The sequence below is a fragment of the Mesorhizobium sp. WSM4815 genome (genome assembly GCF_055811575.1).
This window is the reverse complement of record NZ_JBVVQS010000090.1, coordinates 88,633-108,937: the sequence shown is the minus strand read 5'-3', so window position 1 is coordinate 108,937 and position 20,305 is coordinate 88,633. Positions and strand designations below refer to the sequence as shown.

Here is a 20,305-nt window from a genome sequence, read left to right as displayed (position 1 = left end):
CGCTCATGCCTGCGCCCTTTTCTTGACGCGCGGCGGCAGACTGGCAAACACCTCGTCCATATGCTCGCCCAGCGCCGGCGGCGGCTTGGTCGGCAACGGTGCTGCACCATCGACCATGAACCCGCCGCGCACGACGGTCAGCGGCCGGTCGATGTTCGGCATGCTATCGAAACGGGTGGTCATGTCGCGCTCGATCACTTGCTGCTCGGCCAGCACCTGCGGGATCGTCAGCACCCTGCCCGCCGGCACGCCTGCGCGATTGAGCGTCTCCTCCCAGGCTGCGGCCGAGCTGTTCGCCAGGGCATCCTCGATCAGCGCCTTCAAGGCGATGCGGTTGCGCTTGCGCGTCTCGCGCTCGGCAAAGCGCGGGTCCGACGCCAGCTCCGGCAGCCCGACCAGCCGGCAGAGCGTGACGAACTGCTCCTGCTTGTTGGCGGCGATGTTGAGCAGACCGTCGCCGGTGCGAAACGTGCCGGAAGGTGCCGCCGTCATGTTCTCGTTGCCCATCGGCTGCGGCTCGACGCCTGCCGTCAGATAGTTGGAGACCGGCCAGCCCAGCGCGGAAAGCGTGCATTCGAGCATCGACACATCGAGGAAAGCGCCCTCGCCTGTCGTCTTCTGCTTCACAAGTGCCGCCGTGATGGCGAACGCCCCGACCAGCCCACCCAGCGTGTCGGCGACGGGGTATCCGACACGCAGCGGCGCGGTCTGCGCTGTGCCGGTGATGCTCATGATGCCCGAAAGACCCTGGATGATCTGGTCGTAGGCCGGATTGTCGCGCATCGGCCCGGTCTGGCCGAAGCCCGAAATCGCGCAATAGACAAGACTGGGGCGGACCTCTTTCAGCCTGGCATAGCCGAGCCCCAGCCGATCCATCACGCCGGGGCGGAAATTCTCGACCAGCGCGTCGGCGGAGGCGACCAGATCGAGGAAGCGTTCGCGATCGGCCTCTTTCTTGAGATCGAGCACCACCGATCGTTTGCCGGCGTTCTGCGCCAGGAACGAAGCGCCCATGCCGGTGCTGTTGAGTTCCGGCGAGCCGCCGAGCTGGCGCGCCAGATCGCCGCCTTGCGGCGCCTCGACCTTGATCACATCGGCCCCGAGCAGCGCCAGCTGATAGGCACAGTAGGGGCCAGCCAGAACATTGGTCAGGTCGAGGACGCGGATGCCGGACAGCAGATCGGTCATGATGTCACAAACAGGTCAGGCATCGCCCGGCACGTGTTCCGGTCCACGCATGCGGCGGCGTTCGATGTAAGCGTAGACATGCGGCCCGATCAGCCCGATGAACGCCAGCGTCAGCAGTGTCAGCGACAGCGGATGTTTGTAGAACACCGACCAGTCGCCGTTCGAGATGGTCATCGCGCGGCGGAACTGCGTTTCGGCGAGCGGCCAGAGGATCATGCCGATGATGACCGGCGCCGTTGGGAAATCGAAGCGCCGCATCAGGAACCCGGCCCCGCCGAGCAGATAGAGGATGACGAGGTCGGTCGGCGACTGAGAAATTCCGTAGGTGCCGACCGTGGCGAACACCAGGATGCCGGCATAGAGCTGCGGCGCCGGGATTTTCAGCAGCCGCACCCACAACCCGATCAGCGGCAGGTTGAGGATGACGAGAATGATGTTGGCGATGAACAGGCTGGCGATCAGCCCCCAGACCAGATTGGCCTGCGTCATGAACAGCATCGGCCCGGGATTGATGCCATAGCTTTGGAAGGCCGACAGCATGATCGCGGCCGTCGCCGAGGTCGGCAACCCAAGCGTCAGCATCGGCACCAGCACGCCGGCGGCCGATGCGTTGTTGGCGGCTTCCGGCCCGGCAACGCCTTCGATGGCGCCGACCGTGCCGAACTCCTCCTTGTGTTTGGAGAGCTTTTTCTCGATTGCATAGGACAGAAAGGTCGGGATTTCGGCGCCGCCGGCCGGCAGCGCGCCGATCGGGAAGCCGAGCAGGGCGCCGCGCAGCCAAGCCTTCCACGAGCGTGCCCATTCGGCCGCCGTCATGTAGAGCGAGCCCTTCAGCGGCACGATCTCGTCCTTGCCGGCATAGCGGCGCGAGGCCATGTAGAACGTCTCGCCGACCGCAAAGAGGCCGACGGCGACGACGATCACGTCGACGCCATCGAGCAATTGGCTCATGCCGAAGGTGAAGCGCGGTTGCCCGGTCTGCAGGTCGACGCCGATCATGCCGATGACGAAGCCGATGAACAGGCTGGTCAGGCCACGAACCGACGACGAGCCGAGCACCGCCGAAACCGTGATGAAGGCCAGCACCATCAGCGAGAAATATTCGGCCGGGCCGAAGGACAGCGCGAATTTGACGACGACCGGGGCCAGGAAGGCGACCCCCAGCGTGCCGAGTGTGCCGGCGACAAAGGAGCCGATCGCCGAGGTGGCAAGTGCAGCGCCGCCGCGGCCGGAACGGGCCATCCTGTTGCCTTCCAGCGCAGTGACGATGGTCGCGCTTTCACCCGGCGTGTTGAGCAGGATCGATGTCGTCGAACCGCCATACATGGCGCCGTAATAGATGCCGGCAAACAGGATGAAGGACGCTTCCGGCGCCACCTGGTAGGTGATCGGCAAAAGCAGGGCGATGGTCAGCGCCGGTCCGAGGCCTGGCAGCACGCCGATCGCTGTCCCCAGTGTCGTGCCGAGCAGGCACCACATGAGATTGACCGGCGTAAAGGCGACCGAAAATCCGTGCGCGAGATGGCCAAGCGTTTCCATGGCTTCAGCCTCTCAACATACGGATAATGGAATCGAGGCCCGTGTTCAGCTGGTTCTCGATGAAGCCGGCGCCGATGTTGACGCCGAGCGCCCTGGCGAAGCCGAAATAGGCGGCAAGCGCCAGGATCAGGCCAAGCAGCACGTCACGCAGCGGATGTCTGCTGCCGAATCCGTGGCAGATGAGAACGAACATGATCACCGAGGCTGCGGTGAAGCCAAGCGGCTGGATCAGAACAAGATTCGCGACCAGTCCGACGGCGACGATGCCCATCGCCTTCCAGTCGGTCGGGGTTTCCTTTTCTTCCTCCGGCTGCCAGCCGCCCCGCAGAGCGGCGACGATCAGCAGCAGGGAAAGGACCGTCATGCCGACCATGGTGATGTAGGGGAAGACGGTCGGGCCGACCTTGGAGTAGAGCGGCGACACCGGAATCGACAGAGTCTGCCAGGCCACTGCGCAGGCGCAGGCAAGAAGCCCGATGCCGATCAGCAATTCGGGCACGGCAAGGCGCGGCCGCGCCGCCTGCTGGTCGCTGGTGCTCATGATCGTCCTCCCTGGATAGCCGGTCTCCCACGGCCGACCTCATCGCAGTTTCACTCGCGCCGGATCGTATGTCCATGCGGCTGGCGAACATCGGAAAGGGGCAGTGCGGACCGCCCCTCTCCGGGGACATCAGGCAAGGCCGAGGTCCTTGAGGATGGCTGCGATCCGAGCCGTGTCTTCGGTGAGAAATTTCGCGTAGTCGTCGCCGGTGAGCAGGATCTGCGTCCAGTTGCGGTTTTTGCATTCGGTGGCCCAGGCTTCGCTTTTGGCCATCGTCTCGACCAGCGTGATCATCGCCGCCTTGTCGGCGTCGGAAACGCCCGGCGGTGCGAAGACGCCGCGCCAGTTGAACAGTTCAACATCGATGCCGGCTTCCTTCATCGTCGGTGCGTCGATGCCTTCCTGGCGCTTGTCCGCGGAAATGGCAAGCAGCCGAAGCGCGCCTGCCTTGACCTGTTCGGAGAACTCGCCGTAGCCGGAGATGCCGGCCGCGACCTGGTTGCCGAGAAGCGCCGACAATGCCTCGCCGCCGCCGGCGAACGGCACGTAGGAGAGGTTGGCTGCCGGAACACCGGCCGTCTTGGCGATAAGACCGAACAATATGTGGTCCGAGCCGCCGGCCGAACCGCCAGCCACCGGCACTTTGGTCGGATCGGCCTTGAGGGCGGCGACGAAATCCGCTGCTGTCTTGAACGGCGAAGCCGCCGGCACCACCAGCGCCTCGAATTCGCCGGTGAGGCGGGCGATCGGCGTGACCTCGGTGAGATTATTGGCCGATTTGTTGGCGATGATGGCGCCAACCATGACCATGCCGGCAACCATCAGCGAATTGCCCTTGCCGTTCCACTGGCTGATGAATTGCGGCAGGCCGACTGTGCCGCCGGCGCCGCCGACATTGGTGATCTGCGAACCGGAGATCAGCTTCTCACTGCGCAGCACCTGGTCCATCGTGCGCGCCGTCTGGTCCCAGCCGCCGCCGGGCGCTGCCGGCACAAAGATCTGGATCTGCGGTGCGTCCTGCGCGAAAGCGGGCGAGAGATGCAACGCTGCGAAACCGGCGGCGCCGGCAGCGGCGGTGCTCGTTAAAAATCTGCGTCTGTTCAGCATGGGGTTCCTCCAATCACGACACCTCCTCCGGTGCCTGCCAGCAACGTAGCCTGAATTCAGACCCGCTCGACAAAAATTCATGCAGTCTTTGCATCGTTCTGTCAACCGGAATGGCATTCTGCTGGACAGAACTGTCCGGATGCGGCACAATTGTTCCGATCGGCCCTTCTGTCCAACTGGGAACGGAACGACGTGGTCAAGCGGATAACCGTAACACAATCCAAGCCTGCGTCGACCAACGGCGTTGCCGCGCTCGACCGAGCCATCGCCATCCTCGATGCTTTCGCTGCTGCCGACCGTTCGCTCAGCCTGGCCGAAATCGCGGCGCGCACCGGCCTCTACAAGAGCACGATCCTGAGGCTGGCGAACTCGTTGCTGCGCGGGCAATTGCTGGAGCGTCTCGACGACGGCCGCTACCGTGTCGGCCCTGCCACCTTTCGGCTGGGCGCCCTATACCAGCGTTCGGTGGTGGCGATCGACATCCTGCTGCCGATCATGCGCGATCTGGCCGAGCGAAGCTGGGAAAGCGTCGCCTTCTATGTCCGTTCGGGCGACGTGCGCACCTGTCTTTACCGCGTCGAGTCCAAGCATCCCATCCGCTACACCATCCGGGAAGGCGACGTGCTGCCCCTGCTGGCCGGCACAGGCGGCCGCGTGCTTGCGGCGTTTTCCGGTCAGCAGGGCGAACCATACGAGACGATCCGCAAAACCTACCATTGTTTGTCGGTCGGCGATCGCGACCCCGAGACGGCGGGCGTCTCGGCACCAGTGTTCGGGCCGGGGCACATCCTGCTCGGTGCGTTGACGCTGTCCGGCCCGAGCACGCGCGTCGACGCGGCCTTTCTGCAGCGCATGAAAAATCCGCTGATCGAGGCGGCCGCGCGCGCCACCCGCGCTTTCGGCGAAGACGCCTCTATGATCGAACAGGCGGCCCTAAAGGCCGAAGCGGAAGGCCCGGTGCTGAAGCGGCAGGCCTAGAAAGCCTCGATTCGGCCCGATCAGAACCACCGGATGACAGGCCGCACCCCCTAGGGCTGCCGTTCCAGCAGGATCGTCGCGTCGTCGTGATAGGTGGTCCGCAACACTTCGCTGTAGCCGCATTTGGCCGCGACGCTCAGCGAAGCGGAGTTTTCCGGATCGATGATGCAGACAGTCCTTGCACGCCCGAATGCCTCGTCGCCCCAGGCGAGAGCCCGTCCGACGACTTCGCTGGCGAACCCTTGGCCATGTGCGCTCGGGACCAGCGCCCAACCGGCTTCCGGAACGCCTTCGATCGACGGCACCATGTCGCGCTTCAGATCGTGGAAGCCGGCCTCGCCGATGAAGTGGCCGGATGCCTTGTCCTCGATCGCCCAGAAGCCGTAGCCCAGCAGCGACCACAGGCCGGCATGACGCAGGAAGCGCATCCAGCTTTCCTCGCGCGTGCGCGGCTTGCCGCCGATGAAGCGGGTGACGTCCGGATCGGCCCACATGGCAACATAGGCATCGAAATCATCGAGCTGGTGTGGCCGCAAGATGGTTCGCTTCGTCTCGATGACCGGTGCACTGGCTGCTCCTGGATTTCCCATAACTCTGCCTCGCCACGCATGATCGCGGAAAAACCGCTTCCGAAGGGTCATGCGCAAATTCAAAGTGGTTGTTTGCCGGTGCCTCATGCATGTCGCCCAAATGTCCAACAAGAGCCAGGACAGCGCAGATCATCTTCCAGCGCGAAAAACGAGGTCGAGGCGCTTCGAGCGAGGGAAACTGTGACCCGAAAAGCGCGGTTTCAGCGGCGCCAGGGCATGTTCATGTAGACGCCGCCGCGCTTCAACTCGTCCAGCATCTGGTCGAGCCGCTTATGTCTTGTCTCGGCGCGTTTGGCACGAGCGATCCAGCCGAGATAGTCGTTCTTCTGATAATCCGGTCTGTCATCATAGGCCGCCATCAATCCTTGCTTTGTCAAAGCGGTTCGAATGTCGTCCGGCATCGGGTTCAAGGCGCGTTTCAGCCTGGTCATGGGCAAAATTTAGTTTGTCAGGATTTGGCGTCAACAACGCAGGGACGTAGTCGCGAACACCAGCTCCGGCATGGGAATCTTGTCGAACGATGCTACCCTTCGCATGAACTGATTCAGCGTCCGCTGTGCCGTCCGACGGAGGGAAAAGGGCATGGATACCACCGATCTTCTGCTTGCCATCTTTCATCATCTGCTGGTGTTTTCACTGGCCGGCATCATCGGCGCCGAATTTGTCCTGATCCGCGGCGATCTGCCCGCCGCGACGCTTCGGCGGCTTGTCGGCATCGATCGCCATTACGGCATCATCGCCATGCTGATCATCGTTGTCGGCATCGGACGCGTCATCTACGGCCTGAAAGGTTGGGAATTCTACGTCTACAACTGGGTATTCTGGGCAAAGATGGCGGCCTTCGTCACCGTCGGGCTGCTGTCGATCATCCCGACGGTCCGCTTTGCGTCCTGGAGCAGGCAGGCCTCGGCCAGCCCCGGCTTTCAAGTGCCGGCGGCACAACTTGCATCCGTTCGAACTTATGTCCGCGCCGAAGCCTTGATCTTCCTGCTGATCCCGGTCTTCGCCGCGGCGATGGCGCGCGGCTACGGCTACTGAATTTCGCTTACCGGTTCGAGCGGCGCAATTTCGACCAGCGGCGCCGGAACATCATTCGTCTTCTCCTCGGCCTTGCAGATGTCGGCGATGACACAGATCGGGCAATCCGGTTTGCGCGCCTTGCAGACATAGCGGCCATGCAGGATCAGCCAGTGATGCGCATGGCGCATGTATTCGTCCGGAATGATCCTCAACAGCCCCTGCTCGACCTGTTCCGGGGTCTTGCCGGGCGCCAGCCGCAGCCGGTTGCCGATGCGAAAGATATGCGTGTCGACCGCCATGGTGTGCTGGCCGAAGGCCATGTTGAGCACGACATTGGCGGTCTTGCGCCCGACGCCCGGCAGCTTGACCAATTGATCGCGGTCGTCGGGCACCTCGCCACCATGATCGCGGATCAGCGCCTCCGACAGCGCGATGACGTTCTTGGCCTTGTTGCGCCAGAGCCCAACGGTGCGGATATAGTCGCCGACCTTGGCTTCGCCGAGAGCCAGCATCTTTTGCGGCGTGTCGGCGACCTTGAACAGCGCCCGCGTCGCCTTGTTGACGCCGACATCGGTCGCCTGTGCCGAAAGCACCACCGCCACCAGCAGCGTGAAGGCGTTGATGTGTTCGAGCTCGCCCTTCGGCTCGGGCCGCTGAACGGAAAAGCGTCGGAAAATCTCGTGCACTTCGGCCGGGCTGTAGCGCGAATCGGACCGCACCGGCCGGGCACGCGGTTTGGCGTTCGCGCCGTCGCGTCGGCCGGGGAGCAGTTCATTTTTGGGTGTAGAGGAATTTTTGGACTTGGGGCTCGTCATCCCCTTCCTATAATATCCCGGCATGAGCGACACAAACGCCTCATTTCAGGCCGACGAGCCATTCTTCCAGGCGTTGCTGATACCGCATCGCTCGCTGGGCAAAACCGGCTTTGCCATCCTGATGGGCGCTCTGCTGTTCGGCTCGTTGGTCACCGGAGCGTTTTTCCTGTCGCGCGGCGCCTGGCCGGTGTTCGGCTTCCTGGGTCTCGACGTCATCGCCGTCTACATCGCCTTTCGCGCCAATTATCGTGCCGCCCGCGCCCGTGAGGAAGTGTCGGTCTCGCGCACCAGCCTCGACATCCGCAAGACCGCGCCATCAGGCAAATCGGAAGCCCATCGCTTCAATCCGTTCTGGGCGCGTTTTTCGGTCGCCCGCCACGCCGAAATCGGCATCACCAGGATGGCGGTGGAAGCACAAGGCCAGAATGTGCCGATCGGCGGCTTCCTCAATCCCGATGACCGCGAGAGCTTTGCGTCAGCCTTTTCGCGCGCCCTGGCGATCGCGAAAGCGCGCTGAATGTGAGCGAACCGCCTCGTTCGCGAACCGGTTCTGCGGTGCCTTGCCATAAACGGCAATCGGCAGCGTCTACTTCTCCTTGGTCGGATGCACGTTTTCGCTAGCCATCGTCGGCTCCTTGCTCGAAGCCAAATCTATCTGGATGCACATGACGAGAAGGCAAGTTTCGGGTGGTGATCGGAGCCGCGAAGGACGATATTCACGATCAAGGAGATGGCCCGATGAACGCACAGACAGCTATTCTGAAGAAAGACATCACACCCGAAGGCGGTGACTACGAAGTTGTTCGGCGCGCGATCGAGAAGATCAGCCTTGACTATCGTGACCAGCCGTCGCTCGAAATATTGGCGGAGGAAGTCGGCGAGACGCCGACCGGGTTGCAGAAGCTCTTCACTCGCTGGGCCGGCCTGTCGCCCAAGGCGTTTCTGCAGGCGGTCACGCTCGACCATGCGCGCAAACTGCTCGATTCCGGCATGCCGCTGCTCGAGGCCTCTTTCGAGGTCGGCATGTCAGGCCCCGGCCGGTTGCACGACCTTTTCGTCACCCACGAGGCGATGTCGCCGGGCGACTACAAGACGCGCGGCGCCGGGCTGACGATCCGCTACGGCTATCATATCTCGCCTTTCGGCATCGCCCTGATCATGGTCACAGATCGTGGGCTTGCCGGCCTCGCCTTCAGCGATGCCGGCGACGAGCGCGCAGCCTTTGCCGACATGTCCGGCCGCTGGCCGAACGCAAACTATGTCGAGGACATGGCCGCGACGGCGCCCTATGCGGCGCGCATCTTCGACCCGGCACTGTGGCGCGCCGACCAGCCGCTGCGCGTCGTCTTGATCGGCACCGACTTCCAGGTCCGCGTCTGGGAGGCCCTGCTGCGCATCCCGATGGGCAAGGCCTGCACCTATTCCTCGATCGCCGCCGGCATCGGCGCACCGAGCGCCAGCCGGGCGGTGGGTGCCGCGGTTGGCGCCAATCCGATGTCCTTCGTGGTGCCGTGCCACCGGGCTCTCGGCAAGTCCGGCGCGCTCACAGGCTACCACTGGGGCCTGACGCGCAAACGCGCCATCCTTGGCTGGGAAGCGGGACAGGTCGGATCCTGAAATCGCGCGCCAATTGTCGATGTCGGCACCGCCGACGCCTGGAGTTGCGCTGAGAAGCGCGTTCAAACCTGACGCGATTAGATCGCGCGGTCTGGCAAGCGGCGGCCTTACGGAGTAGCTTCCCGAAGTCAGCAGGGAGGCACCACTTGATAATCGTTGTCGGCTCGATCAACCTCGACCTTATCGCCAATGTCGACCGCTTGCCCGCACCGGGCGAGACGGTCCGTGGCTCCGGTTTCGCCACCGCACCCGGCGGCAAGGGCGCCAACCAGGCGCTGGCCGCCGCGCGTGCCGGCGCCAAGGTGCGCATGGTCGGCGCGGTCGGCAAGGACAATTTCGCCACCGAAGCGCTGGCGCTGTTGCGGGACGGCAAGATCGACCTGTCCGGTGTCGGTGAAACCTTCGCCTCGACCGGCACGGCCTTGATCATGGTCGCCGACGACGGCGAGAATGTCATTGCCGTGGTGCCGGGTGCCAATGATTCGGTCGTCACAGGCGACCTCTCCAAGGCTTTCATGAAGAAGGGCGATGTCGTGCTCCTGCAGCAGGAAATCCCGCTGCAGACTGTCGATGCAGCACTTGACGCAGCACGGGCGGCAGGCGCGGTTACCGTGCTCAACACGGCACCGTTCCGCGCAGAGGCGGCCGCCTTCCTCGGCAAGGCCGACTATGTCGTCGCCAACGAAACCGAATTCGACCTCTATGGCGAGGCGCTGTCGCTGAGCGGCCGCGATCGCCCGGCGCGGATGCGCGATTTCGCGGGGACGACCGGTCGCACAATCGTCGTCACGCTCGGCGGTGACGGCGTTCTGGCCGCCACGCCAGCCGATCTCCTGATGGTTCCGGCGTTGAACGTCACTCCGGTCGATACGGTCGGCGCCGGCGACACGTTCTGCGGCTATTTCGCCGCCGGGCTGTCATCGGGCCTGCCGCTCGACCAGGCGCTCGCCCGTGCTGCAGCCGCTGGTTCGCTCGCTTGCCTGAAGCCCGGCGCCCAGCCGGCGATCCCGCTGGCGAAGGACGTCGAGGCGGCGCTCCAAGACACGCCAGCCAGGTGAGAGCCATGCGTCCGGCCACAAAACACGCCGTGCCGCCTGCCGGCGATATCTGCCGCCTGTCCGCCATGGATCTTGCCGAGGCGATCCGGCGCCGCCGGTTGTCGGTGCGCGAGGTGGCGACGGCATTCCTCGACCGGATCGATGCGGTAAACCCGCTGGTCAATGCCATCGTCTCGCCGCGCGACCGTGCCGACATCTTGCGCGAGGCCGACAGGGCAGACGCCCATCTGGCGCATGCTGGGCATGCCGGACCGCTGTTCGGCCTGCCGATCGCCATCAAGGATCTCGCGCAGACCAAGGGCCTCAGGACCAGCTTCGGCTCGCCGATCTTTGCCGATTTCGTGCCGCAGGAAGACGATTATTTCGTCGAGCGCATCCGCAAGGCCGGCGCCATCATCATCGGCAAGACCAACGTTCCCGAATTCGGCCTGGGCTCCAATACCTACAACACGGTGTTCGGCCCGACACTCAATGCTTTCGACCCGGCCTTGACCGCCGGCGGCTCGAGCGGCGGCGCGGCGGTCGCACTGGCGCTCGACATGGTGCCTGTCGCCGACGGCAGCGACTTTGGCGGCTCGCTGCGCAACCCGGCCGCCTACAACAACGTCTATGGCTTCCGTCCGTCGCAGGGGCTTGTCCCGGCCGGCCCCGAGCTTGACGTCTTCCACGCACAGATGGGCGTCGAAGGACCGATGGGCCGCAGCGTGCGCGACATGGCGTTGCTGCTCGACGAGCAGGCTGGCTACGACCCTCGCGCGCCACTCTCGCATCACAAACAGGGCTGCTTCCTGCAGGGGCTGCAAACGCCGACGGCCGGCGGCCGCATCGCCTGGCTCGGCGATCTCGGTGGTCATCTGCCGGTCGAACCCGGCATCCTTAGTCTTTGCGAGGCCGCTCTCGGCCGGTTCGCCGCGGCATCCTTTCAGACCGAAGCGCTGGTGCCGGATTTCGATTTCGAAGCGCTGTGGCAGGCCTTCGTGACGCTGCGCCAGGCGAGCAGCGGTTGTGCGCTCAAGGCGCATTACGACGATCCCTTGAAACGCGCTCTTCTGAAGCCGGAGGCCGTGTGGGAGGTGGAACAGGCGCTGCAACTCACGGCACCGCAGATCCACGCCGCCACGGTGAGGCGCTCGTCGTGGCATCGAACGTTGCTGTCACTCTTCGACCAATTCGACCTGATTGCGCTGCCGACTGCGCAGGTTTTTCCCTTCGATGTCGGTACTCCTTGGCCCAGGGAGGTGGCCGGGCGTGCCATGGACAGCTATCACCGCTGGATGCAGGTGTCAGCGCTCGCCACGCTGGGCGGCTGCCCGGCGGTCAACGTGCCGGCCGGCTTCGATGGCAGCGGCAGGCCGATGGGCATGCAATTGATCGGGCGGCCGCGCGGCGACATGGCCGTGCTGAAAGCGGCGGCAGCCTACGAGACGACGCTGCCGTGGCTGGCTGGAGCCTAAATCCAGGTCAAGGTTGCCAGCGACATCTCTTGCCGGCTTGCACCCGCGTTACTGTCATGCATTGATCGCGGTCAGCCGTGTCGCAAAGCCGCATACTGTTGAGGAAACCATGTCGCTGGAACTCTATGCCACCTATCTCGTCGCCTGCCTTGTCATCATCCTGGTACCCGGACCGACGGTCACGCTGATCATCGCCAACAGCATCCGCCATGGCTCTCGCGCCGGCCTCGCCAACGTCGCCGGCACACAGGCCGGACTGGCGATCATGATCGCCATTGTCGGCATCGGATTGACCTCGCTGATCGCGGGAATGGGCCATTGGTTCGAATGGGTCAGGCTGATCGGTGCCGCCTATCTGATCTGGATGGGTGTGCAGATGTTCCGCTCCAAGGGCAAGCTGAACGCCGACGGATCGGCGAAGACACCGCGCGGCGGCTTCTTCCTGCAGGGCCTGCTGGTGGCGATCAGCAATCCCAAGACGCTGGTGTTCTTCGGCGCCTTCTTTCCGCAGTTCATCGCCCCTGACGGCAACCATGGGTTGCAGATCGGCGTCATGGGTCTCACCGCCATGATCTTCGCCGCCGTATCGGATTCGACCTACGCGCTGGCCGCCGGCCGCGCCGGACGCCTGCTTTCGGCCGGCCGCGTCAAGCTGCTGTCGCGGATAAGCGGCAGTTTTCTGGTCGGCGGCGGCCTGTGGCTGGCATTTTCAAAGGCGAAGTGAGCGGCACTCTTTTCCTTCTCCCCTCGTGGGAGAAGGTGGCCGCCCACGGGTCTTGCCTCCGGCAAGCCCGAGGACAGGCTCCGCGGCCGGATGAGGGGTGTTCCAGCTTGGCACCAACAGCGCTCCGGCCAACACCCTCAACCGTCTCGGCGCTGCACGCAGATCCCCCGCCCGGGGCGAGTCACGGGCCTCGCCCGCCCTTCGGGCCACAAGGCCCCACAAGGAGAGAAGGAAGCAGCCCTAAAGCCGGCCCAGCCTTTCCAGCAGCAGCGCGAACAACGCATCGTGGTCGATGTCGCGCATCACCATGGCGTTGCTCGGCCGTTTGGTCACGCCCCACCAGTCGATCACGGTCATGCCCATGGTGAGTTCCGAGGCGGTTTCCACAGCGACGTTGCAGTTGCGGCCCCTGAACAGCTCGGGTTTCAACAGATAGGCGATGACGCAAGGGTCATGCAGCGGACCGCCGTCGGTGCCGTATTTCGCTTCGTCGAATCGTTCGAAGAATTCCAGCATCTCCGCCGTGGCCGTGCCGACCCTGGTGCCGAGCTTGCGGTAGGCTTGGGTGCGCTTGGCCGTGGTCAGCGCCTTGTGGGTGACGTCGAGCGGCATCATGACGATCGGAATGCCGGATTTGAATACGACATCGGCGGCATGCGGGTCGACATAGATGTTGAATTCGGAGGTCGGGGTGACGTTGCCGCCTTCGAAGAAGCCGCCGCCCATCAGCACGATTTCCTTGATGCGCGGCGCGATCTTCGGCTCGCGGATCAGCGCCAGCGCTATGTTGGTGAGCGGACCGAGCGCGCACAGGGTGATCGTGCCGCTCTCTTCCTTCATCAGCGTCTCGACGATGAAATCGACCGCGTACTGGTCCTGCAGCTCCATTGTCGGTTCGGGCAATTGCGGACCGTTGAGTCCGGTCTCGCCGTGCACCTCCTCGGCGGTTACCAGTTCGCGCGCCAGCGGCCGGATGGCGCCGGCATAGACCTTGATGTCAGGCCGGCCGGCCAGCTCGCAGATCTTGCGTGCATTCTTTTCGGTGAGTCTCAGCGGCACGTTGCCGGCGACGGCGGTCATGCCGACGATCTCCAGCTCGGCGCTGCCGAGCGCCAGCAATATGGCGACGGCATCATCCTGGCCGGGATCCGTGTCGATGATGATCTTGCGGGATTGGGGCATTTCAATTCCTTTTAGGGAGTCTTTTTGGGCGGGGATTTTGACGGCTTGAACTCGACCGCCGGGCGGACCATATCAAGACCATCGGGAAAAATGCCATACGGGTTTTTCCAGTTTATGTCGCTCTTGAGAGGACAGTGTAACATGAGCCGAATGACGCCTTTTTCCAGCCCGCTTCTCCTGGGTTTCGACGCCATGGAAAAGACCCTGGAGCGTCTGGCGAAGTCGGGTGACAGCTACCCTCCCTACAACATCGAGCGCCTCAGCGGTGCCGACGGCAAGGCCGAAAGGCTGCGTATCACACTCGCTGTCGCCGGTTTCGCCGAAAACGATCTCGATGTGACCACGGAGGAGAACCAGTTGGTCGTGCGCGGCCGTCAGAACGATGACACCGAGCGCGAATTTCTGCACCGCGGCATTGCCGCGCGCCAGTTCCAGCGCTGTTTCGTGCTGGCCGACGGCATGCGGGTGATCGCGGCGGAGCTGAAGAACGGTCTTTTGTCGATCGATCTCGATCGGCCCGAGTCCGAACGGCTGGTACGGAAAATAAACATATCGGTGAAAGACTGATTTTTACCGATTGCTCTCATGCGAGGCGGCCTTGAACGGGGTCCTCGCTGCACGGAGGCTTAAATGACCAGAACTGACGAAAACCTTATCATGACCAGCGGCGAATTCGCCCATCTCGGCGAAGGCTCGGTCGCCTATCTCAGGAAAATCTCGAGCGACGATCTGCGCGGCCGTTTCCCAGGCCTCGGCGAAATCGCGCCCGGGCTGGAACTGTGGGCCCTGTTTGCCGCCAACGGTCAGCCGATCCTGCTTTCCGACGCTCGCGAGCGGGCGCTGGCCGGCGCCCTGGAAAACGACCTGACCCCCGTCGCGATCCACTAAGTCGCCATCCACTAACAAGACGGCGCAGCGATCTGGTTAGAACGAGGGCCGCTCGCGGCGGCCCTTTAACCGAACTGATCGAAAAAACTCAGGCCGCGTGCGAGGCTTGTGTATCCGATAACAGCGCATGGATCGCGGCGGCGTCGCGGGTGCCTCTGATCTTGGCCACCGTGTCGGCGTCGCGCAGCACCCGCGCGATGCGCGACAGCGCCTTGAGATGGTCGGCGCCGGCGCCTTCGGGCGCCAAAAGCAGGAACACCAGATCGACCGGCTGGTCGTCCAGCGCCTCGAAATCGACCGGCGTCTCCAGCCGGGCGAAAACCCCCGCGATCCGCTTCACCCCGGCCAGCTTGCCATGCGGAATGGCAATGCCGTTGCCGACACCGGTCGAGCCCAGCCGTTCACGCTGCAGGATGGTGTCGAACACCTCCCGTTCCGGAATGCCGGCAATTGCCGCCGCCCTTTCGGACAGCATTTGCAGCAGTTGCTTCTTGGAGTTCGCCTTCAACGCCGGCAAGATTGCCGGAACGTTGATAAGATCGCTCAGGTCCATACTTGAAATCCCTTGTTCGCCTGCCGTCGCCAGCCCTCACTCTCGCGTGCGGCTGGTGCCTTATCCCAGTGCGGCCTTGGCCGTCAGCCCGCTGCGGCCCTGGCCGTCAGCCCAGTGCGGCCTTGGCCGTTAGCCCTGCGCGACCTTGGTCGTAGACGGGTCGATCCAGCCGATGTTTCCGTCCGGCCGACGATAGACGATATTGAGATGCTCGTTTCCGGCGTTGCGGAAGACGAGGACCGGGCTGTCCTTGGTGTCGAGTTCGATCACCGCTGACGCCACCGACATGGTCCGCAGCGTCATGGTTGATTCGGCGACGATGGCTGGCGCGAAATTCTCCGGCATTTCCTCGTCATCGTCGGCAAGCGGCGCCATCACCGTATAGGCGACGTCGGTGGGTTCGCCATTGGCGTTGCCTGAATTATGCGACTTCAGCCGACGCTTGTAGCGGCGAAGGCGGGTCTCGAGGCGATCCGCCGCCGCCTCGAAAGCGAGCGTCGGGTCCTGCGCTTCACCGGTCGCCTGCAGCGAAGCGCCGGAATCCAGCCGGATCATGCAATCGGCCGTGTAGCGCGATCCCGATTTGACGACTACAATTTGCCCTGAAAAGCCCCGATCGAAATATTTCCCGATCACCTCTCCGACACGGTCGTTGATGCGCGTACGGAACGCATCGCCGATATCCATGTGTTTTCCTGATATGCGCAGCGTCATCTGAATACTGACCTTCCTTGCTCAGGCTTCAAACTGTCCCGAGTTTATACCCGTGGTCTGAGCGCACAAGCTTTGCGGCGTCACTTGCGCCGATTTTAAATCCGAACTTTTCCGATTGATCACAAGCCGCCTTCTTGACCGTCCCGTGGCCAACGTCGTGACGGACCATCCGCATGCGGGCAGTAGCCCGTCCCATGCGGGCGGGCTTCTAGCCACTTCATTGCGGCTTGTCAATGAAGTGCGAAAGCTGTCGAAAATTCCGTCGGAGATCAACGTCCGGCGCTGGCCAAAGCGCGTTTTTCACGCCGCCGCTGCACCGACGAGGGAATATTCATGCCCTCCCGATACTTGGCGACCGTGCGCCTGGCGATATCAACGCCGCTTTCCCGCAACATATCCACAATCGCGTCGTCGGAAAGCACGTCGGCAGGTTTCTCCTCGTCGATCAACTGTTTGATGCGGTCGCGCACCGCTTCAGACGAATGCGCGTCACCGCCACCCGACGAAGCGATCGAGGCGGTGAAGAAATAGCGCAGCTCGAACACGCCGCGCGGCGTCAGCATGTATTTATTGGCGGTGACCCGGCTGACGGTCGATTCGTGCATGCCGATGGCGTCGGCCACCGTGCGCAGGTTGAGCGGCCTCAGGTGACGCACGCCATGGACGAGGAAGGCATCCTGCTGGCGCACGATTTCTGAGGCAACCTTGAGGATAGTCTTCGCCCGCTGATCGAGGCTGCGCGTCAGCCAATTGGCGTTTTGCAGGCACTCCGCCAGGAAATCCTTTTCCGTCTGATTTTTCGCATGCGGCGAAACCCGAGCGAAATAGATATGGTCGACCAGCACGCGCGGCAGCGTTTCGGGGTTGAGTTCGATCACCCAGCTCCCGTCATTGGCCGCACGCACTTCGACATCGGCGATGATAGCGTCGCTGGCGCCGCCCGAAAACGCCATCCCCGGGCGCGGATCGAGCGCACGTATCTCGGCCAGCATGTCGAGCAGATCCTCCTCATCGACCCCACAAATCCGTTTCAGGGTCTGGAAATCGCGCCGGGCAAGGAGTTCGAGATTGGCAATCAAAGCCTTCATCGCAGGGTCGAGACGGTCGCGGACGGCAAGCTGCAGCGACAGGCATTCGGCAAGGTCGCGGGCAAAGAGGCCGGTGGGCTCGAATGTCTGGCAGACTGCGAGCGCATTTGCCACCGCCGCTCTGTCGGTGCCGAGACGGGTGGCGATCTCAGCCATGTCGGCGCGCATGTAGCCGGCCTCGTCGAGGCCATCGGCCAGTTCGCTGGCGATCAGGCGTGCTGCCGGGTCGGCGAAGGCAAGCGCGATCTGCTCGGCGACATGCTCGCGCAGCGTGATGGCTCCGGCCGCCATGTCTCCGACGTCAAAACCGTCGGAAGAGGATGCGGAACCGTTGCCGGATGCCGATTTCCACTGGGCCGTCAGGTCGGGACCGAGCCGCTCGCTGGTGCCGGGGTCGTCGGGAAACAGGTTTTCCAGCGAAGTATCGAGCTTTTCCGAGATCGCCTCGGCGCTCCACGCCGTTTCCTTCTCGAACCAGTCGCCGGCGGTGGCCGTTTCCGGCGCGGCATCGATCTTCTGCGCCTGGTCGCTGACGGCATCGTCTTGCGGCTCGGCGCGCTCGAGCAAAGGATTGCGCTCGATCTCGTCGTCGATGAAGCGTTCCAGCTCGATGTGGGTGAACTGCAGCAGCCGTATCGACTGCATGAGTTGCGGCGTCATCACCAGCGACTGGGACTGTCGTAGCTGTAGTTTTGCCGCCAACGCCATGGTTCGGTTCAAACGCCCTGTCTACGCATCGGACTGCCGGAAGGAGTTCGGCATAGAAACTGGCCCGGCTTTTGCTTGTCAAGGCGACGGCGATCAAAACTCGCCTGTCCGTGCGTATTCCGACGAGAAATCGAAGAAAAAGCTCTGTCTCGCGTCAAAAACCGCGTCTGGACAGAAATTTTCACGCTTAGAGTGTAAACCCCTCACCGAGATAAAGCCGCCGCACATCCGGGTTTGCGACCACTTCGTCGGCCCGGCCATGGGTCAGCACCTGGCCGGCATGGATGATGTAGGCGCGGTCGATCAGGCCGAGCGTCTCGCGGACATTGTGATCGGTGATGAGCACGCCGATGCCGCGCGCCGTCAGATGGCGCACGAGTTGCTGGATGTCGGCGACGGCGATCGGATCGATGCCGGCGAAAGGCTCGTCGAGCAGCATGTATGCGGGGCGGGTCGCCAGGGCGCGCGCGATTTCAAGGCGCCGCCGCTCGCCGCCGGAAAGCGACAGCGACGGGGCCTTGCGCAGATGGCTGATGTGAAACTCCTCGAGCAGTTCGTCGAGAATGCGTTCGCGCTCCTTGCGGCTCTTCTCGACCACTTCGAGCACGGCACGGATGTTTTGCTCGACGCTCAAGCCGCGAAAGATCGACGCCTCCTGCGGAAGGTAGCCGATGCCAAGGCGGGCGCGGCGGTACATCGGCATAGAGGTGACATCGAAGCCGTCGATTTCGATCGTGCCTTCGTCGACCGGCACCAGGCCGGTGACCATGTAGAAGCAGGTGGTCTTGCCGGCGCCGTTGGGGCCGAGCAGCCCGACCGCCTCACCGGCGCGCACGCCGATCGTCACGCCACTGACGACTTTGCGGCCCTTGTAGCTTTTGGTCAGCCCTTTGGCGATCAGGGTTCCCTTGAATTTTACCTGATCGAGGCTAATCGCGGCCGGTGCCGCAAGTTTGCTGGCGGCGCGTCCTGGAAGACGCGCCAACAGCGATGCTACGTCGACCATCAGGGGTTCGCCGCTCCCGACTTCGGCGGCGTGATCGACATCATGACGCGTCCACCGCCGCAGGGGTCGACCTGGGCCAGACCGCTCTTCATCTGCACGGTCAGCTTGCAGCCGACCAGTACATTGTCGCCTTGCGAGAGCACGACTTTGCTGCCTGAAAGCACCAGCACTTCCGTCTTCATGTCGAAGGTGCCGCTGTCGCCCGTGGCGACCTGGTCGTCCGATTTGATATAGACCTTGTTGGCGACCTCCAGACGGTCGATGTCGGCCGAGCCGGTCATCGCGGCACCCGAGGCCTGCTCACCCTTGGCGGCAGCGTCCGGGTCCTTGACGTAATAGACCGTCATCTTGCCGGCCTTGAGCAAGGTCGGACCCTGGACGACGTTTACATTGCCTGTGAACACCGCGACGCTGTCCGCCTGACGGACCTCGAGCTTGTCGCTTTCGATCTGGATGGGCTTGTCGCCGGACAGTTTGAGGCCCGACAGCTGGCTGGTGGTCCTGGACTGCGCCAGAGCCGGCGGCGCCCCCAAAGCCAGCCCCAAAGCCAGCCCAATAGCCGGCAACGCCGAAGCCGCGGCCACGAGCCGTGTCGAACTACTGAACCGCATTGGATTCTCCGCTCATTGCCTCTGCCGCCTTCAAGCTGGCGGGATCGATGTTGACACGCACTCTGTTCTCGAAAACCACGATCTTGCCGTTGTCCTGGACAGACATCGAATCCGCGGTAATCCGCGACCCGCCACGGCTGACGTCGACCGGATCGTTCGTCTTCATAGTGCCTTTGCCCATGTCGAGAAAGACCGATTTGAACTTTGCCGCCAGGCCATCTGTGGTGGTTATGGTGACATCGCTGGTCAGGCTCATCGTGTTGCCATCGCGATTGAAGCTACCGTGCGGGGCATTGATGGCCGCCACATTGTCGGTTGATATCGGCAGCTTGGCGTCGATGCCTTCCAGATTGATGATGCCTTGCTGGCTCACGTCCTGTATGGCGCGCAAAGCCGTCATGGAATAGGGCAGTTTCTGCTTGGTGAACCCGTTGAGCTTGGGGTTGGCCATCACCAGCTTGCCATTGGCGAACGCGCTGGCGTCGGCCTGGACCTGGATTGAGCCAGGTGCCACGAGATAGGAATAGACCGGGACGGCGACCGCGATCGCGGCAGCGGCCAGCGGCACCGCCAGCTTCAAGATACGCACGCGGCGCGAATGGCGCTGGGCGATGCCGAAGGCGTCGACTCGCGCCGGGCCTACGTCCGGGGAAGCCAACTCCGTCTCGGTGTTGGTCGGTTCGATCGGTCGCGCTAACATAACTGCTTTCTTCTAAACCCCTGCCGCCAAGCACCCCTATAGGTGGGATGCCGGCGCCCTCAAGCAAGCACAAGCGGAGGAAAACCGCAAAAGTGTGACGGTTGCTGTTGCACAAACGAAAATGAAACCGGCACAACTTGCACGTCATACCAGATACGGGCCGACAGCGTTAGGGGCTGTGGATTGGTCTTTTATGTTCTCTCGAAACGCCGTCTCGCCAACGT

General features: G+C 63.3%; 23 protein-coding genes. 9 read left to right on the top strand and 14 right to left on the bottom strand.

The genetic code is table 11. The features are described 5' to 3' along the window. Window positions 1-3: 3 nt before the first annotated feature. The 4 genes from AC0L2B_RS13000 to AC0L2B_RS12985 form a co-directional block, all read right to left on the bottom strand. Window positions 4-1,188 carry a CaiB/BaiF CoA transferase family protein gene (locus AC0L2B_RS13000; protein ID WP_287196178.1) on the bottom strand — a complete coding sequence of 395 codons (1,185 nt, stop codon included), beginning with the start codon at window positions 1,186-1,188 and terminating at the stop codon, window positions 4-6. A gap of 15 nt (window positions 1,189-1,203) precedes the next feature. After that, window positions 1,204-2,727 (bottom strand): tripartite tricarboxylate transporter permease, encoded by a 1,524-nt coding sequence (locus tag AC0L2B_RS12995; RefSeq protein WP_091595598.1) that lies wholly within the window; start codon window positions 2,725-2,727, stop codon window positions 1,204-1,206. Between the two features lie 4 nt (window positions 2,728-2,731). After that, entirely contained in the window at window positions 2,732-3,268 is a 537-nt protein-coding gene (locus tag AC0L2B_RS12990) for a tripartite tricarboxylate transporter TctB family protein (protein ID WP_473510740.1), read from the bottom strand. A gap of 129 nt (window positions 3,269-3,397) precedes the next feature. Beyond that, window positions 3,398-4,375 carry a Bug family tripartite tricarboxylate transporter substrate binding protein gene (locus AC0L2B_RS12985; RefSeq protein WP_091595596.1) on the bottom strand — a complete coding sequence of 326 codons (978 nt, stop codon included), beginning with the start codon at window positions 4,373-4,375 and terminating at the stop codon, window positions 3,398-3,400. Window positions 4,376-4,579: 204 nt separating this feature from the next. Here AC0L2B_RS12985 and AC0L2B_RS12980 point away from each other — a divergent pair, with 204 nt between their 5' ends. Beyond that, window positions 4,580-5,353, top strand: coding sequence for an IclR family transcriptional regulator (locus AC0L2B_RS12980; RefSeq protein WP_473745652.1), 774 nt, complete (start codon window positions 4,580-4,582; stop codon window positions 5,351-5,353). A 50-nt stretch (window positions 5,354-5,403) separates the two neighbouring features. On the opposite strand, the gene AC0L2B_RS12975 is transcribed toward AC0L2B_RS12980, so the two are convergent. Beyond that, window positions 5,404-5,943, bottom strand: a complete 540-nt coding sequence (locus AC0L2B_RS12975; protein WP_473745603.1) for a GNAT family N-acetyltransferase — start codon at window positions 5,941-5,943, stop codon at window positions 5,404-5,406. A gap of 200 nt (window positions 5,944-6,143) precedes the next feature. Next, entirely contained in the window at window positions 6,144-6,344 is a 201-nt protein-coding gene (locus tag AC0L2B_RS12970; RefSeq protein ID WP_473745651.1) for a YdeI/OmpD-associated family protein, read from the bottom strand. A gap of 181 nt (window positions 6,345-6,525) precedes the next feature. Here AC0L2B_RS12970 and AC0L2B_RS12965 point away from each other — a divergent pair, with 181 nt between their 5' ends. Further along, complete coding sequence (locus AC0L2B_RS12965) at window positions 6,526-6,981, top strand: DUF2214 family protein (RefSeq protein WP_236375772.1); 456 nt, start codon at window positions 6,526-6,528, stop codon at window positions 6,979-6,981. Here AC0L2B_RS12965 and nth read toward each other — a convergent pair. After that, entirely contained in the window at window positions 6,975-7,778 is an 804-nt protein-coding gene (gene nth, locus AC0L2B_RS12960) for an endonuclease III (RefSeq protein WP_128169893.1), read from the bottom strand. The two genes, AC0L2B_RS12965 and nth, sit on opposite strands and share 7 nt — an antisense overlap. Window positions 7,779-7,800: 22 nt before the next feature. Here nth and AC0L2B_RS12955 point away from each other — a divergent pair, with 22 nt between their 5' ends. The 5 genes from AC0L2B_RS12955 to AC0L2B_RS12935 all read left to right on the top strand — a co-directional run bounded on the left by AC0L2B_RS12955 (window position 7,801) and on the right by AC0L2B_RS12935 (window position 12,631). Continuing rightward, window positions 7,801-8,295 (top strand): DUF2244 domain-containing protein, encoded by a 495-nt coding sequence (locus tag AC0L2B_RS12955; RefSeq protein ID WP_128169892.1) that lies wholly within the window; start codon window positions 7,801-7,803, stop codon window positions 8,293-8,295. A 221-nt stretch (window positions 8,296-8,516) separates the two neighbouring features. After that, window positions 8,517-9,395, top strand: coding sequence for a methylated-DNA--[protein]-cysteine S-methyltransferase (locus tag AC0L2B_RS12950; RefSeq protein WP_091595685.1), 879 nt, complete (start codon window positions 8,517-8,519; stop codon window positions 9,393-9,395). A 146-nt stretch (window positions 9,396-9,541) separates the two neighbouring features. Next, window positions 9,542-10,453: a ribokinase gene (locus tag AC0L2B_RS12945; RefSeq protein ID WP_473745602.1), complete on the top strand. Its 912-nt coding sequence runs from the start codon at window positions 9,542-9,544 to the stop codon at window positions 10,451-10,453. A 5-nt stretch (window positions 10,454-10,458) separates the two neighbouring features. Then, the gene (locus tag AC0L2B_RS12940) at window positions 10,459-11,907 is read left to right on the top strand and encodes an amidase (RefSeq protein WP_473745601.1); all 1,449 of its coding nucleotides are present in this window, start codon (window positions 10,459-10,461) and stop codon (window positions 11,905-11,907) included. A 109-nt stretch (window positions 11,908-12,016) separates the two neighbouring features. Next, window positions 12,017-12,631 (top strand): LysE family translocator, encoded by a 615-nt coding sequence (locus AC0L2B_RS12935; protein WP_023797453.1) that lies wholly within the window; start codon window positions 12,017-12,019, stop codon window positions 12,629-12,631. Window positions 12,632-12,871: 240 nt separating this feature from the next. On the opposite strand, the gene AC0L2B_RS12930 is transcribed toward AC0L2B_RS12935, so the two are convergent. Beyond that, window positions 12,872-13,813 (bottom strand): nucleoside hydrolase, encoded by a 942-nt coding sequence (locus AC0L2B_RS12930; RefSeq protein WP_473517544.1) that lies wholly within the window; start codon window positions 13,811-13,813, stop codon window positions 12,872-12,874. Window positions 13,814-13,954: 141 nt separating this feature from the next. Here AC0L2B_RS12930 and AC0L2B_RS12925 point away from each other — a divergent pair, with 141 nt between their 5' ends. Next, a complete protein-coding gene (locus AC0L2B_RS12925) occupies window positions 13,955-14,380 on the top strand; it encodes an Hsp20 family protein (protein WP_023797450.1) in 426 nt (141 codons plus the stop codon). 63 nt (window positions 14,381-14,443) lie between these two features. Next, window positions 14,444-14,701 carry a BQ00720 family protein gene (locus AC0L2B_RS12920; RefSeq protein WP_023797449.1) on the top strand — a complete coding sequence of 86 codons (258 nt, stop codon included), beginning with the start codon at window positions 14,444-14,446 and terminating at the stop codon, window positions 14,699-14,701. Between the two features lie 88 nt (window positions 14,702-14,789). Here AC0L2B_RS12920 and ptsN read toward each other — a convergent pair whose 3' ends face one another. The 6 genes from ptsN to lptC all read right to left on the bottom strand — a co-directional run bounded on the left by ptsN (window position 14,790) and on the right by lptC (window position 20,081). Next, complete coding sequence (gene ptsN / locus AC0L2B_RS12915; protein ID WP_023797448.1) at window positions 14,790-15,254, bottom strand: PTS IIA-like nitrogen regulatory protein PtsN; 465 nt, start codon at window positions 15,252-15,254, stop codon at window positions 14,790-14,792. Window positions 15,255-15,383: 129 nt separating this feature from the next. After that, window positions 15,384-15,968: a ribosome hibernation-promoting factor, HPF/YfiA family gene (hpf, locus tag AC0L2B_RS12910; protein WP_023797447.1), complete on the bottom strand. Its 585-nt coding sequence runs from the start codon at window positions 15,966-15,968 to the stop codon at window positions 15,384-15,386. Between the two features lie 269 nt (window positions 15,969-16,237). Next, a complete protein-coding gene (rpoN, locus tag AC0L2B_RS12905; protein WP_473745599.1) occupies window positions 16,238-17,764 on the bottom strand; it encodes an RNA polymerase factor sigma-54 in 1,527 nt (508 codons plus the stop codon). Between the two features lie 187 nt (window positions 17,765-17,951). Continuing rightward, on the bottom strand, window positions 17,952-18,770 hold the full coding sequence (lptB, locus tag AC0L2B_RS12900; protein ID WP_287230420.1) for an LPS export ABC transporter ATP-binding protein: 819 nt from the start codon (window positions 18,768-18,770) through the stop codon (window positions 17,952-17,954). Beyond that, entirely contained in the window at window positions 18,770-19,381 is a 612-nt protein-coding gene (locus AC0L2B_RS12895) for an LptA/OstA family protein (RefSeq protein WP_473745598.1), read from the bottom strand. Before AC0L2B_RS12895 ends, lptB begins: the two co-directional genes overlap by 1 nt. Continuing rightward, window positions 19,368-20,081: an LPS export ABC transporter periplasmic protein LptC gene (gene lptC / locus AC0L2B_RS12890; protein ID WP_473521118.1), complete on the bottom strand. Its 714-nt coding sequence runs from the start codon at window positions 20,079-20,081 to the stop codon at window positions 19,368-19,370. The genes AC0L2B_RS12895 and lptC overlap by 14 nt, the downstream gene beginning before the upstream one ends. Window positions 20,082-20,305: the final 224 nt, after the last annotated feature.

Excerpts from the sequence above, each read along its gene's own strand:
- AC0L2B_RS12985 (WP_091595596.1), bottom strand. The coding sequence starts at position 4,375 with ATGCTGAACAGACGCAGATTTTTAACGAGCACCGCCGCTGCCGGCGCC.
- AC0L2B_RS12965 (WP_236375772.1), top strand. The coding sequence starts at position 6,526 with ATGGATACCACCGATCTTCTGCTTGCCATCTTTCATCATCTGCTGGTG.
- AC0L2B_RS12935 (WP_023797453.1), top strand. The coding sequence starts at position 12,017 with ATGTCGCTGGAACTCTATGCCACCTATCTCGTCGCCTGCCTTGTCATC.
- ptsN (WP_023797448.1), bottom strand. The coding sequence starts at position 15,254 with ATGGACCTGAGCGATCTTATCAACGTTCCGGCAATCTTGCCGGCGTTG.
- hpf (WP_023797447.1), bottom strand. The coding sequence starts at position 15,968 with ATGACGCTGCGCATATCAGGAAAACACATGGATATCGGCGATGCGTTC.
- AC0L2B_RS12975 (WP_473745603.1), bottom strand. The coding sequence starts at position 5,943 with ATGGGAAATCCAGGAGCAGCCAGTGCACCGGTCATCGAGACGAAGCGA.
- AC0L2B_RS12940 (WP_473745601.1), top strand. The coding sequence starts at position 10,459 with ATGCGTCCGGCCACAAAACACGCCGTGCCGCCTGCCGGCGATATCTGC.
- AC0L2B_RS12990 (WP_473510740.1), bottom strand. The coding sequence starts at position 3,268 with ATGAGCACCAGCGACCAGCAGGCGGCGCGGCCGCGCCTTGCCGTGCCC.
- AC0L2B_RS12970 (WP_473745651.1), bottom strand. The coding sequence starts at position 6,344 with ATGCCGGACGACATTCGAACCGCTTTGACAAAGCAAGGATTGATGGCG.
- AC0L2B_RS12955 (WP_128169892.1), top strand. The coding sequence starts at position 7,801 with ATGAGCGACACAAACGCCTCATTTCAGGCCGACGAGCCATTCTTCCAG.
- AC0L2B_RS13000 (WP_287196178.1), bottom strand. The coding sequence starts at position 1,188 with ATGACCGATCTGCTGTCCGGCATCCGCGTCCTCGACCTGACCAATGTT.
- AC0L2B_RS12920 (WP_023797449.1), top strand. The coding sequence starts at position 14,444 with ATGACCAGAACTGACGAAAACCTTATCATGACCAGCGGCGAATTCGCC.
- AC0L2B_RS12895 (WP_473745598.1), bottom strand. The coding sequence starts at position 19,381 with ATGCGGTTCAGTAGTTCGACACGGCTCGTGGCCGCGGCTTCGGCGTTG.
- lptC (WP_473521118.1), bottom strand. The coding sequence starts at position 20,081 with ATGTTAGCGCGACCGATCGAACCGACCAACACCGAGACGGAGTTGGCT.
- AC0L2B_RS12930 (WP_473517544.1), bottom strand. The coding sequence starts at position 13,813 with ATGCCCCAATCCCGCAAGATCATCATCGACACGGATCCCGGCCAGGAT.
- lptB (WP_287230420.1), bottom strand. The coding sequence starts at position 18,770 with ATGGTCGACGTAGCATCGCTGTTGGCGCGTCTTCCAGGACGCGCCGCC.
- AC0L2B_RS12925 (WP_023797450.1), top strand. The coding sequence starts at position 13,955 with ATGAGCCGAATGACGCCTTTTTCCAGCCCGCTTCTCCTGGGTTTCGAC.
- nth (WP_128169893.1), bottom strand. The coding sequence starts at position 7,778 with ATGACGAGCCCCAAGTCCAAAAATTCCTCTACACCCAAAAATGAACTG.
- rpoN (WP_473745599.1), bottom strand. The coding sequence starts at position 17,764 with ATGGCGTTGGCGGCAAAACTACAGCTACGACAGTCCCAGTCGCTGGTG.
- AC0L2B_RS12950 (WP_091595685.1), top strand. The coding sequence starts at position 8,517 with ATGAACGCACAGACAGCTATTCTGAAGAAAGACATCACACCCGAAGGC.
- AC0L2B_RS12995 (WP_091595598.1), bottom strand. The coding sequence starts at position 2,727 with ATGGAAACGCTTGGCCATCTCGCGCACGGATTTTCGGTCGCCTTTACG.